13 protein-coding genes are annotated in these 13,383 nt (G+C 41.3%); 1 reads left to right on the top strand and 12 read right to left on the bottom strand.

Translation table 11 applies throughout. The annotated features are described in order from the left end of the window. Window positions 1-65: 65 nt before the first annotated feature. From rplI to AC623_RS19850, 11 genes are all read right to left on the bottom strand, one after another. Window positions 66-515 (bottom strand): 50S ribosomal protein L9, encoded by a 450-nt coding sequence (gene rplI, locus AC623_RS19800; protein WP_049665896.1) that lies wholly within the window; start codon window positions 513-515, stop codon window positions 66-68. Then, window positions 512-2,482: a DHH family phosphoesterase gene (locus AC623_RS19805; protein WP_049665898.1), complete on the bottom strand. Its 1,971-nt coding sequence runs from the start codon at window positions 2,480-2,482 to the stop codon at window positions 512-514. Before AC623_RS19805 ends, rplI begins: the two co-directional genes overlap by 4 nt. Before the next feature lie 37 nt (window positions 2,483-2,519). After that, entirely contained in the window at window positions 2,520-3,458 is a 939-nt protein-coding gene (locus AC623_RS19810) for a YybS family protein (protein ID WP_049665900.1), read from the bottom strand. 216 nt (window positions 3,459-3,674) lie between these two features. Then, on the bottom strand, window positions 3,675-5,675 hold the full coding sequence (locus AC623_RS19815) for a methyl-accepting chemotaxis protein (protein ID WP_049665902.1): 2,001 nt from the start codon (window positions 5,673-5,675) through the stop codon (window positions 3,675-3,677). Window positions 5,676-5,935: 260 nt separating this feature from the next. Next, complete coding sequence (locus AC623_RS19820; protein ID WP_442853583.1) at window positions 5,936-7,912, bottom strand: HAMP domain-containing methyl-accepting chemotaxis protein; 1,977 nt, start codon at window positions 7,910-7,912, stop codon at window positions 5,936-5,938. A 178-nt stretch (window positions 7,913-8,090) separates the two neighbouring features. Next, window positions 8,091-8,324, bottom strand: coding sequence for a 30S ribosomal protein S18 (gene rpsR, locus AC623_RS19825; protein ID WP_049665907.1), 234 nt, complete (start codon window positions 8,322-8,324; stop codon window positions 8,091-8,093). Window positions 8,325-8,351: 27 nt separating this feature from the next. Then, the gene (gene ssb, locus AC623_RS19830; RefSeq protein ID WP_049665908.1) at window positions 8,352-8,861 is read right to left on the bottom strand and encodes a single-stranded DNA-binding protein; all 510 of its coding nucleotides are present in this window, start codon (window positions 8,859-8,861) and stop codon (window positions 8,352-8,354) included. A 69-nt stretch (window positions 8,862-8,930) separates the two neighbouring features. Next, window positions 8,931-9,221, bottom strand: a complete 291-nt coding sequence (gene rpsF, locus AC623_RS19835; RefSeq protein ID WP_049665910.1) for a 30S ribosomal protein S6 — start codon at window positions 9,219-9,221, stop codon at window positions 8,931-8,933. A gap of 209 nt (window positions 9,222-9,430) precedes the next feature. Then, window positions 9,431-10,531 carry a redox-regulated ATPase YchF gene (ychF, locus tag AC623_RS19840; protein ID WP_049665912.1) on the bottom strand — a complete coding sequence of 367 codons (1,101 nt, stop codon included), beginning with the start codon at window positions 10,529-10,531 and terminating at the stop codon, window positions 9,431-9,433. A gap of 178 nt (window positions 10,532-10,709) precedes the next feature. Continuing rightward, window positions 10,710-10,916: a DUF951 domain-containing protein gene (locus tag AC623_RS19845; protein WP_049665914.1), complete on the bottom strand. Its 207-nt coding sequence runs from the start codon at window positions 10,914-10,916 to the stop codon at window positions 10,710-10,712. A gap of 4 nt (window positions 10,917-10,920) precedes the next feature. Further along, complete coding sequence (locus tag AC623_RS19850) at window positions 10,921-11,832, bottom strand: mechanosensitive ion channel family protein (RefSeq protein WP_049665916.1); 912 nt, start codon at window positions 11,830-11,832, stop codon at window positions 10,921-10,923. 171 nt (window positions 11,833-12,003) lie between these two features. Here AC623_RS19850 and yyaC point away from each other — a divergent pair, with 171 nt between their 5' ends. Continuing rightward, window positions 12,004-12,672 (top strand): spore protease YyaC, encoded by a 669-nt coding sequence (gene yyaC / locus AC623_RS19860; protein ID WP_049665922.1) that lies wholly within the window; start codon window positions 12,004-12,006, stop codon window positions 12,670-12,672. Here yyaC and AC623_RS19865 read toward each other — a convergent pair. After that, complete coding sequence (locus AC623_RS19865) at window positions 12,650-13,354, bottom strand: DUF554 domain-containing protein (RefSeq protein ID WP_049665924.1); 705 nt, start codon at window positions 13,352-13,354, stop codon at window positions 12,650-12,652. The genes yyaC and AC623_RS19865 overlap by 23 nt on opposite strands. Between the last annotated feature and the right edge of the window lie 29 nt (window positions 13,355-13,383).

Here is a 13,383-nt window from a genome sequence, read left to right on the forward strand (position 1 = left end):
AAAAAAAAGTGACCAGAAAAATCCGATCACATGTTTTCAACCTTATTATTTTAGCATGAAACGACTTATTTTTCTTCAGTAACATGAACTTTTAATGTACCAGATACTTCATTATGAAGTTTCACCGGTACATTTGTGTAGCCAAGTGCCCGAATTCCTTCAGGCAGATCCATTTTACGCTTATCGATTTTAATATTATGAGTTTTCTTCAGTTCTTCTGCAATTTGCTTTGTTGTCACAGAGCCGAACAACCGGCCGCCTTCGCCAGACTTTGCTTTAATTTCTACTGTTAGTTTTTCTACTGTTTCCTTTAGCTTTTTCGCTTCTTCAAGCTCCTGTTGAGCTAGCTCTGCTTCTTTTTTCTTTTGCGCTTCAAGTGTTTTCTTGTTTCCAGCTGTTGCTTCTACAGCTAAACCATTTTTAATTAAAAAATTATGGGCATATCCGTCTGCAACATTCTTAACTTCGCCCTTTTTCCCTTTTCCTTTTACATCCTGTAAGAAGATTACTTTCATTCTTCATTGCCTCCCTCGTATAAATCAGTTATGACTTCCTTAAGCATACCCTCAGCTTCTGCAATTGTGACATCTTTTAACTGAGTAGCCGCATTTGACAAGTGACCGCCGCCTTGCAGCTGCTCCATAATAACCTGTACGTTCACTTCTCCAAGTGAACGAGCGCTAATTCCCACGGTGTCTGTTTCTCTTTTAGCAATGACAAATGATGCTTGGACGCCATCCATTGCCAGCAATGTATCAGCAGCTTGAGCAATCAAAACAGAATCATACGTTTCGTTTTGGTCTCCCTTTGCAATCGCGATGCCATCTTTATAGAAATAGACCGTTTTAATAATTTGTGAACGTTGGATATACGTATCGATATCTTCCTTTAAAAACTTTTGAACGAGTACGGTGTCAGCACCGCGGGCCCGCAAGTAAGACGCGGCATCAAACGTCCTGGAACCAGTCCGCAATGAAAAGCTTTTCGTGTCAACAATAATACCCGCAAGCAGAGCCGTCGCTTCAAGCATAGACAGCTTGCTGACCTTTGGCTGATACTCCAATAGTTCTGTAATCAGCTCTGCAGTAGACGAGGCGTAAGGCTCCATATAAACGAGCAGTGGATTTTTCACAAATTCTTCTCCGCGGCGATGGTGGTCAATGACGACTACCTTATCTACTTTGTGAAGCAATTTCTCATCAATGACCAAGGACGGCTTGTGCGTATCGACTACGACAAGAAGAGTATTCTCTGTAGCCAAATCAAGCGCTTCTTCCGGAGCAATAATACGCGAATAAAGATCCGGATTCTTTTTTGCTTCGGCCATTAATCGTTTTACAGCCGTATCCATTTCTGAAAAATCAAGCACAATGTATCCTTCTCGATCATTCATCTGTGCGACACGGCGGATTCCCATTGAAGCACCAAGTGCGTCCATATCCGGATATTTATGTCCCATTACAATTACTTTGTCGCTCTCCACAACAAGCTCCCGCAAAGCGTGAGAAATCACACGAGCTCTAACACGTGTTCTTTTTTCCATTGGATTCGTTTTACCGCCATAGAACTTGACCTTACCATTCAACTGCTTTAAAGCAGCCTGGTCGCCGCCCCGGCCAAGCGCAAGATCTAAGCTTGATTGAGCAAGAGTGCCTAATTCAGGAAGCGACAGCTCTCCATGTCCAACGCCAATGCTTAGCGTCAGTGAAGCAGCCTGCTTGGCAGTGCGTTCTCTTACCTCGTCTAAAATGGAAAACTTTGATTCTTCAAGCTTTCGCAGTATTTTTTCATTGAGTACAGCAAAAAAGCGCTCCGAAGAAATCCTCTTTAAGAAGATTCCATGTTCCAATGCCCAATCATTTAAGATGGAAGTGACCATGCTGTTTAAGCTGCTTTTTGTTTGGTCATCCATTCCCTGTGTTAAATCGTCATAGTTATCCAAATAGATAATCGATAAAACCGTTTGCTCCTCTAGAAACCTTCTAGCTGTCTCTTCCTGTTCTGTCACGTCAAACAAGTATAGAAGCTTTTCCTTTGGCTTTATAATCACATCAAATTTACGGCCACGAAGTTCTATCACGTCGCCTTTTTCATTCTTTATAATCGTGATAAGAGAATCAGCAAGCTCCTGCAATGATTTCCCTGCTAATATCTCTTCTTCAAAATAAGAAGTTAAAAAGGTATTAGCCCATTCTATGTAATAATCATCATTATAGAGAAGAATACCAATCGGCATCTCCATCAGTGCCTCTTCCCCTACCCGCTTCAGTCGATAGGAAAGAGTCGTCACATAACGTTCAACTTCCCCATGTATACGATCTTCTGCTTTAATCAGCAAGAAAAACAACACAGCACTTACGATAAATCCCACGAGCGCTGCCAGCCAATTAAAGATAGCAAGTACGGCAAGAACAATAAGTAAAACGATCAGTAATCCATATAACGGAATTTGTATTTTCCGCCTGCTATAATAAGAAAGCATCATTTCAGCTCCTAGAAATCAAAGTAGCCTAAGCAAATTATCTTTTCCGTTGAAGACGCTGCCGCAAGTCGAATCCTAAATCAATTATACCTAATAATCTCACAATATAAAGGAGAGGAAGGACAAGAATTGAAAAAATCGTTAGCAAAATTGGAATGATTTTTGGCCATTTTTTCGAATGAGCGATAAAATAAAGAAATGATAATCCTTGAAGCAATAAACAAAATTGCAGCATAAACATGATATTTATGTAAGAAGAATACCACATACTTCCTTTTTCTGGTGCAGCAATTAAGCTCGCCAGCAACAAGATAATATAGTACCATAAAATACTTTTTGGAACATGCCATTCCCGAAAGGGCTTAAATTTCGGCACTTCTACGCCCAATCTTTTAGCAATTGGAAAGTTGATCGCCATTATGACTAAAATTGAGCCCATAGAAAAAAGCACAAGCAAGCTTGGCATAAGCGCCAGTAAGTAATCAAACATTTCTTTCGCCTGCTCGATCGCTGTCTCCGGCAGAGGCTGGCCCATGCTTTCCATTAACCTTGCAGAGTCTTCATATGATTGTTTAAACGACTCGCTTATATTCGCTGCTTGATCTCCTGCCACGCCCATAACCGTTGCATATAAAACAACTATATTCAGCAAAAAGATTAAACTTCCTGCCATGAATATCGAAAACTTGTCTCTCTTTTTTTGAACCATGCTTCCCATGACGGTACCTGTCATGATAAAAATTAAAGCAAACGGAACGGCCGATAGACCACCCACAAGCAGGGAAAGCGCCAGACATATAGCGGCAAAGCTGACAGCTGCCTGAGCTGGATACTTGGCACTATATACTAGAAACGAAAGGGGCAAGAAAAGGCTGATAATCATTCCTAAAGCCGGGATGTAAAGCGAAAGTGCAAGTAATACGACAAAAATGATTGCCCTTCTTACTCCTTCAGTAATCATGTTTTTATTTTCCACCTAAACACCTCATTAATATCTCTTTGCCTACTAGAAGGTCTTTTTAACCCTCTTCTAAATGACTAACACCCTTATTATTTTATCTTGCTTTCACCATTCATTCAACTTTTCAAATTTATACAAAAAACTGCCGGCGCTTTCCCGGCAGTTCGTTTCATCATTGTATCCATTGTCATTTAAAAATCCAGCAGTTCATCGATCGATTTGCTGATCTGTTCAGCTACTTAACTTAAAACGGTTAACCGCTCTCTTTAATTCAACGCTTAATTCTATTAAACGCTCAGAAGAGGTGGCCACTGATTGAATGGCCCGCAGCTGCTCATCGGAAGAGGCACTAATTTCCTCACTTGCGGAGGCTGACTGTTGGGCAGAGGCCGCAATTTCCTCCATTACTTGCAGCACTTCGTCTTTAGCGGTGGCTGCTTCTGTGATCTCTCCATTAATAGCTGATACAGAGGTTTCCATCTTCTCGACAAGCATAGACAGCTCTCTGAAAATGGTTTCGGTCTCTTCAACCGCTGCTGTTTGGCTGTCAAAATTCGTCCGCGTTTTCGCCATTTGCTCTACCGCTTGCCCAGACCCTTCCTGGATGTCACTGATCGTTGCTTTTACCTGATTGGTCGCCTGCGCAGACTGTTCAGCAAGCTTCCGAACTTCCTCCGCAACGACCGCAAAGCCTTTGCCGTGTTCGCCTGCCCGTGCTGCTTCAATCGAGGCATTTAAAGCGAGCAAATTAGTTTGTGAAGAAATATCCGTAATTGTCTGCATAATGATTTCAATTGATTTAATTTTTGATTCCAAAGCGTGGATGACGCCTTCCATTTCATCAATATACTGCTTCGTTTCCGCATTGGATGAACCAAGCGATTCTACTTGCTTAAGGCCTGCTTTTTGTACGCTGTCCGTTTGGCGGGCTGCCTCGTTCATTTCTTCAGCCTGATGAGCGATTCGATTAATCTGATCGCCGAGGTGATGCGAACGTTCTGTTGCTTCACTTGACTCCTCGGATGATTTGGCTGCCCCTTTGGCAATGTCGCTGATCGCAGCAGCGATTTGTTCACTGGAAGCGTTCGTCTCTTCTGAAACGGCACTTAAGCTTTCCGCTGCTACTGTTACATTGTCAGCTGAGTGATTCACAATCGAGATAATTTCCCGTGTGCTAGTAATCATTTCATTAAATGCCTTGGCCAGCTCTCCGACTTCATCTTTCGAAACAACGGGTACTTGGACACTCAAGTCTCCTTTAGCTACTTCCCGGGCTGAGTTTCCAAGAATGTGAATAGGTTTTATCACTTGATTAAGTATGTAAAGAACCCCTGTAATCATGAGCAATAAAATGATCATTCCAGTAACAGTTAATGCCGCTTTAATAGATTTCGATAAACCGAGCAGATCTTGTTGATCGTAATCAGTCCCAACTTTCCACCCTATTCCTTTTACTGTGTTATACACAAATAACCGTTCTTTTCCTTTTTCTTTATAGGAAACAGTTCCTTGCTTCTGATCACTAGCTAACACGGATTTCATGTAGCTGTATTTTGTTAAGTCTTTCCCTTGATCAGTCGGATGGACAATCCCAAGCCCTTCTTTAGAGATAATAATCGGTACACCATTGTGATTGATGTGCATTTCACTCATTTTATCGGCCATTACCCCAAGAACAATATCGGCAGCAAGTACACCGATTTTACGGTTTCCTACAATGAGCGGTTCAGAGACTGTTACCATATATCTTCCTGAGTCTTCCTCTAAGTACGGCTCACTCCAAATAGCTTCTCCGTCTGACTCCATCGCATTTTTGTACCACTCCCTCTGCCGTGGGTCATAATCTGCAGGCATTGGAGTATCTGGATAGCCATCCATTGTCCCTTTATCCGTTGAGTAATAAATACTCGTCACATTTTCATGTTCTTGTAAGTAGCGCTCAAACATGGCTATTAAAGCGGCTCTTCCTTTTTTCTCATCTGTTTTTAATAGACTTTCTCCAAAATTGATAAGTATAGGATCTCGGGCAACTAAATCTACACTTTCCTTGTGTTGTTCCAAAAACAAATAAACATAATCACTCATCTGCTTAACCATGCCCTCAGACTGATTAACCACTTCTTCTTTTGTCTGCTTTTCTATTTTGTTTCCAATAAAGAAAACGATAAAAGCAAATGAAAGAGTAAGCAGGACAATGAGAGGGATCATTAATTTTGTCTTTATTGACTTCACTACCTTCGCCTCCTCAGCAACAATTTTTCATTATTTTATAAATATTTAGAATACATAAAACAATTATTTATTTTATCGGCATTCCAGTAAAAATGTATAGGATTTCATGAAAAATACATAAAAAAAGACCCACCTTAATCGGCAGGTCTTTCATTTTGAATAAAAAGGAATTGCTCGGAAGATGCGCTTCACTACAACAGTTCTTTTCTCTACTGCTTCAATTAATTAAGATTTGTCTTTAGAAATCGTATGGCTATAGTTTATTTACTCAATTTGAAACGGTTGACGGCACTTTTTAATTCAATGCTTAATTCTATTAAGCGCTCAGAAGAGGTGGCCACTGATTGAATAGCCCGCAGCTGCTCATCAGCAGAAGCACTAATTTCCTCGCTCGCGGCGGCTGACTGTTGGGCGGAGGCTGCAATTTCCTCCATTACTTGCAGCACTTCGTCTTTGGCGGTAGCGGCTTCTGTGATCTCTTCATTAATAGCTGACACAGAGGTTTCCATCTTCTCAACTAGTGTAGACAGCTCTCTGAAAATGGTTTCCGTTGCTTCGACTGCTGCTGTTTGGCCGTCGAAGTTCGTCCGCGTTTTCACCATTTGCTCTACCGCTTGCCCAGACCCTTCCTGGATGTCACTAATCGTTGCTTTTACCTGATCGGTCGCCTGCGCAGACTGTTCAGCGAGCTTCCGGACTTCCTCCGCGACGACCGCAAAGCCTTTGCCGTGTTCGCCTGCCCGTGCTGCTTCAATCGAAGCATTTAAAGCGAGCAAATTAGTTTGCGAAGAAATATCCGTAATTGTCTGCATAATGATTTCAATTGATTTAATTTTTGATTCCAAAGCGTGGATGACGCCTTCCATTTCATCAATATACTGCTTCGTTTCCGCATTTGATGAACCAAGCGATTCTACTTGCTTAAGGCCTGCTTTTTGTACGCTGTCCGTTTGGCGGGCTGCCTCATTCATTTCTTTTGCCTGGCTGGCAATCTGGTTAATTTGACTGCCGAGATGATGCGAACGTTCCGTTGCTTCACTTGACTCCTCGGATGATTTGGCTGCCCCTTTGGCAATTTCATTGATGGCCGCAGCGATCTGTTCACTGGAAGCATTCGTCTCTTCTGAAACAGCACTTAAGCTCTCCGCTGCATCGGTCACATTATCAGCTGATTGATTCACAACTGAAATAATCTCTCTCATACTGCCGACCATTTCATTAAATGTCTTAGCAAGCTCCCCTACTTCATCTTTTGAAGTAACAGGCACTTGTACGCTCAGGTCTCCTTTAGCTACTTCCTGAGCTGACTTTCCAAGATCATGAATAGGCTTTACGACTTGATTAAGTATATAAAGGATGGCAGCAATCATAATAAGAAGCAAAGCGACTCCTGTAACCGCTAAATATTTCCCAATCGATTGAGATAAATTAAGAAGCGAATCTCGATCATAGGCAGCCCCAATCTTCCAACCCACTCCATTTACCGTGTCATAGACGAGTAACCGTTCTTTCTTGTCTTTCTCGTATTCAACCGTTCCCTTGTCTTGATTTTTCTGAAGAATGGATTGAATATACTTATACTTCGTTAAGTCTTTTCCTTTCTCGGTTGGATGAACAATGCCAAGCCCCTCTTTAGAGATAATAATCGGCACACCATTGTACCCAATATGCATGCTATCCATTTGGCGCGTCATGACAGCTAAGCTAATGTCTGCTCCGATCACACCAATTTTTTCATCCTGCATGGTGACTAACTGAGATACCGTTACTACATATTCTCCGCTGGTGGCATCTACATAGGGTTCGCTCCATACGGCCTCTCCAGTTGATTCCATTGCTAACTTGTACCAGTCTCTCGTTCTGGCATCGAAATTATCCGGGAGTTCAGCAGGATAAATGTCCACCGTTCCTTTGGGTGTTGCAAAGTAAATATTCAAAACATCTTTATAAGAACTTAAATAGCGCTTGAACAGGTTTCTGATAGCTTCTTGACCCTTTGCGTCCCCTTTGCCATTTGCTATATTTGCTCCATATTGAGTGATGGCTGAATTTCCAGCTGTTACTTCAATGCTTTTTCTATGCTGATCTAAAAATAAAAAAACGGAATCGTTCATTTGCTTCACAATTCCTTTTGTTTGTCCAAGTACTTCTTCTTCTGTTTGTTTTTTAATTTGATAATTAATAAAAATAATAATAAAAGCAAATGACAAAATAAGTAACAAAATAAGAGGTATCATTAATTTTGCCTTAATTGACCTCAAATCTATCAGCCTCCTGTATAAAGTTAGTTAGTTAATTACCTCCTTTTTTATCGGATATTTTATTAAAATATAGATATTTTTATAAAATGTTTTTATATTCAAATAATTTTATCCATAAAAAAAATCCGCCCGTTAAGGCGGATTTTTCATTGCATTACTCTCCAGCCACGAATGGAAGAAGAGCTACTTGACGCGCGCGTTTAATTGCAATAGTTAAACGGCGTTGGTATTTAGCGCTTGTTCCAGTTACACGGCGTGGAAGAATTTTTCCACGTTCAGAGATAAACTTTTTCAAAAGATCTACATCTTTATAGTCGATATGCGTAATGCCGTTAGCTGTGAAGTAACAAACTTTCCGGCGTTTACGTCCGCCTCTGCGTCCTGCCATGTGGTTCCCCTCCTCTTTTAATAGTGATTAGAATGGCAAGTCATCATCTGAAATATCGATCGGCTGACCGTCATTTGCAAATGGATCTTCGTCCATTCTTGTATAGTCTGACTTGTTATTATTATTGCGTTGATTCTGTTGGCCAAACGGAATGTCCTGGTTTCTTTGTCCGCCGCCGTACATGTTATTTTCATTGCCGCGCTCACCTGCAGAAGCGCTGCGTGGCTCTAAAAATTGTACGCTTTCAGCTAAGACCTCGGTTACGTATACGCGCTTCCCGTCTTGTCCCTCATAATTACGTGTTTGGATACGGCCATCTACGCCAGCTAAGCTTCCTTTTTTGAGGAAATTTGCTACGTTTTCTGCTGCCCGGCGCCAAACCACACAATTGATGAAGTCCGTTTCCCGTTCGCCCTGCTGATTCGTGAACGTACGATTCACAGCGAGAGTGAAGGTAGCAACGGCTGCTCCGTTCGGCGTGTAACGAAGGTCCGGATCTTTAGTTAAACGGCCTACTAAAACGACTCGGTTCATCATCAGAATCAACCCCCTTTAATTCAAAATGTCCAAGACGGCCCACTTTGAAAGATTGTTTATTTAAACGATTTATTTGTCATCTTCGCGAACTACGATGTGGCGGATGATGTCGTCACTGATTTTAGCTAAACGGTCAAATTCTTGAACCGCTGCAGCATCAGCGTTAGCATGTACTAATTGGTAGAAACCTTCACGAAAATCGTTGATTTCATATGCTAAACGACGTTTACCCCAATCTTTAGAATCGATGATTTCCGCACCGTTAGAAGTTAAAATCCCGTCAAAGCGCTCAACAACCGCTTTTTTCGTATCTTCATCAACGTTTGGGCGGATAATGTACATAAATTCGTACTTTCTCATCTTTCTTTCACCTCCTCATGGTCTATGCGGCTCTTTTTCTTTGAAAAGAGCAAGGAGTAACTGTTTCATTACTCACAAGATAGAATTATATCATGATCATCCTTTAAATGCAATAAGATCAACGAGATAGACTATAGGAATGTAAAACAAAAAGCTACGATTTTCTTAAAACGAAGAAAACCATAGCTTTTTCTATTGTACATTTTCAATTACACGTTAAATCTAAAATGAACGACGTCTCCATCTTTCATAATGTATTCCTTGCCTTCAAGACGGACTTTTCCCGCTTCTTTAGCAGCTGTCATAGAGCCTGCTTCTACAAGATCGTCGTAAGAAACAATTTCAGCACGGATAAAACCACGTTCAAAATCAGAGTGGATAATACCAGCACATTGTGGAGCTTTCATTCCTTGGCGGAACGTCCATGCCCGTACTTCTTGAACACCAGCTGTAAAATAAGTAGCTAGTCCAAGCAAGGAATAAGCTGCACGAATGAGCTGATCTAAACCGGACTCTTCAATACCAAGTTCTTGTAAGAACATGGCTTTTTCCTCGTCATCAAGCTCGGCAATTTCCTCTTCAATCTTCGCACAAACGACGATTACTTCAGCGTTGTCTTCTGCAGCAAACTCACGAACTCTTTGAACATATTCGTTTTCAGAGGGGTCCACAATATCTTCTTCCCCAACGTTTGCCACGTACAGCATTGGCTTAGCTGTCAATAAATGAAGTTGTTTCGCAATACGGTTCTGTTCTTCAGAAAGCTCTACGGTACGAGCCGGTTTATTGGCTTCTAGTGCTTCCTTTACTTTAACTAAAACGTCATTTTCCGCAACCGCTTCTTTATCTTTTTGCTTCGCTAATTTAGCCACGCGCACAAGACGCTTTTCAACAGTTTCCAAGTCAGCTAAAATCAACTCTAAGTTAATTACTTCGATATCATCAATGGGATCTACTTTTCCCGATACGTGTGTAATGTTATCATCAGCAAAACAGCGGACTACTTGACAAATCGCGTCTACTTCGCGAATGTGAGCCAGGAATTTATTTCCTAGTCCTTCACCTTTGCTTGCCCCTTTAACAATTCCAGCAATATCAGTAAATTCAAATGCAGTAGGAACCGTTTTCTTTGGGTCTACCATTTCAGTTAATTTATTTAAACGGGCATCCGGCACTTCTACAATCCCTACATTGGGGTCAATCGTACAGAATGGATAGTTAGCAGATTCTGCGCCTGCTTTTGTAATTGCATTAAACAAGGTCGATTTGCCCACATTTGGCAAACCAACAATCCCAGCTGTTAAAGCCATTTCAGTCACTCCTCTATCATAAACTCTTCTATTGATTTCGCTCTAAACCTTTCACAATTATAAGTTTAGTCGCTAAAAAAGGCAATTGCCGCTTTCTCTTGCTTTGTGTATGGAAACGTTCATTTCTCTGAAAGGTTCGTTCACTGGTCTATTTTGTTTTCATATAAAAACAGCAGCGTTATGCTTCGCTGCTGTTCTCAACTGGATCTACTACTCTCTTCATCTTCTTCACAAATTCTCTTCTTGGCAAAATTACACTGTGTCCACAGCCTTCACATTTTATGCGAATATCCATGCCCAATCTGATAATCTTCCAACGGTTCGTGCCGCATGGATGCTGCTTCTTCATTTCAACAATATCATTTAACTCAAATGTCTTTTCCATCTCTTCACCCCCTGCTTACGTGTTCATTCTTCTTGTGTGCCACTGCTTCTTCCTGTTCAGAGCGAGAGTACATCACGAGCCGTGGGAATGGTATTTCGATTCCATTTTCGTCAAGACACAATTTCACTTCTTTACGAATCATCCGAGCGATGTACCAATGATTCATTGGGGTTGTTTCTGCTGCAATCCTCAAAATAACGTCTGAAGCAGCCAAATTTTGTACACCTAGTAAAGTTGGCGGTGCAACAATTTCTTCATACTTATCCTGCAGTGTCCCTAATAATTCTTCGAGAGCTTTTTCTGCTTCTTCAATGTTCTCCTCATAAGCAATGCTTACGTCTACTACAGCCATACTGTTATGGATAGAGAAGTTGGTCACTTCCGTAATGGAACCATTCGGCAAAATATGAAGTTCTCCTGTCCATTGTTTAATTTTTGTCGTTCGGAGGCCAATTTCCTGAACAGTGCCCTCAAAATTGCCGATGCGAACAAAATCTCCTACTGAGAATTGATCTTCAAAAATAATAAAAAATCCGCTAATCACATCACGCACAAGGTTCTGAGCGCCAAAACCAACTGCTAGCCCCAAGACCCCGGCTCCTGCAATTAACCCTTTCACATTAAAATTTAAAATAGACAATATATTAAGTATTGCTACAAAATACACGACATAAGAGACCACATTTTCCATCAATTTCAATAAGGTAGTTTCCCGTCGTTCCGAATATCTTAGAGGAGCCTTTGAACGCAAGTGGAAAAAATTACGGATAGCAGCTTTTGCTACTTTTACGACAATAGCCGCTAAAATCATCGTTACGATAATTTTGAGTGTCCCTTTCCCAATTGCAAACCACGTTTCTTCACTTGTTAATGTATTCCACATACTATCAAGCATACTGCTGCGGAATGTAGACATGAAATTCCTCCTTTACGGTCTCTGCTTGAAGGACAATTTTCATTTTAACAAGAATAGCGAAAAATTTGTAGCTAAGCCCATCTAAGAGAAACTTTTTCTTTTTCCCGACAGCATGTATAGAATTGCCAAAAAATCCGTATACTTTTACTATTATCCAGCAGGAGGTAGCATATGAATCTAAAAAATTTGTTTGACCGAAAACCTGATTCATACAGTGTTCATTATGAAGAGCAGCAGGCGGCTTCCACATTCGCTGATCACTTGTTAGCACTACTGCCGCCTCCGGGAAGCTGTCCGGTTGTCTTTACTTTTATTGGGACCGATCGCTCTACCGGAGATGCTCTTGGCCCGCTTATCGGCACATTGCTTGAAGAAAAAGAATTAGGCGTTTTCCATACGTACGGCACACTGGAAAATCCTGTTCATGCTGTAAATCTTGTAGAAAAACTGGCTCTTATTGAAAAAGAACATAATCGTCCGTTTATCATTGGCGCAGATGCTTGTCTAGGAAGATTAAAAAGTGTCGGAAATATTCAAGTTGGCAAAGGTCCCGTTAAACCAGGAGCCGGTGTCAACAAACAACTGCCAGCCGTTGGGGATGCGCATATAACTGGTATTGTTAACATTAGCGGATTTATGGAATTTTTTGTATTACAAAACACACGTTTGCATCTTGTCATGAGCATGGCTCGGGTCATCACAGAAGGAATTACAAAAGCAGCCCTTCGTTACTCAGCCTCTACACTCTTGAAGGAGAATATGGTCTATCCAGACTCTCATCTTACACAACAGGCCGCTATGTATTCTAAACACTTGTTTAAAAAAGATATTGAATCGTAATAATAACACCAACAATCAAAAGGCTTGGCAGTAGATTTGCTACCCGCACCTTCGTCAAGCCCAGCAGGTTTAGACCGATGGCCATAATCATAATGCCGCCAGCTGCTGTCATTTCCACAATAAAGGCGTCCATCCATCCTTGTGGCACAAACCGATCAATTTGAGTAGCAAACAAAGCAATAGTTCCTTGATAAAGAACAACTGGAACAGCAGAAAAGATCACACCAATCCCTAAAGTAGTCGTTAAGATCAAGGCAGTAACACCGTCAATAATCGCTTTTGTTAACAGGACTTCATGATTGCCGCGGATGCCACTGTCAAGAGCGCCAATAATGCCCATTGCTCCGATAACGAAAATTAAGGTTGCTGTCACGAAGCCTTGTGAAATGCTCGTTTCATCTGTTTCTTTGCCAATCTTCTTTTCTAGCCACATACCAAGCTGGTTCAGCCTTTCATCTAGCATTAATACTTCTCCAATGGCTGCCCCGATAACGAGACTAATAATGACCGTTAGAAAGTTTTCACTTTTTAGTCCCATTTGCAATCCAAGTACGACAACTGCTAATCCGATCGCCTGCATGACGGTTCCTTTTATCCCTTCTGGAATACGGTTTAACCACTTGCCTAATATAGCTCCCAAAATAATGGTCAGCCCATTTACAATTGACCCATACAATACCATTGTCCTTTTCTCCTTTAACTTCTTAACCA

This window comes from Bacillus sp. FJAT-27231 (genome assembly GCF_001183975.1).
In the GTDB taxonomy this organism is placed as follows: Bacteria; Bacillota; Bacilli; order Bacillales; family Domibacillaceae; genus Pseudobacillus; species Pseudobacillus wudalianchiensis.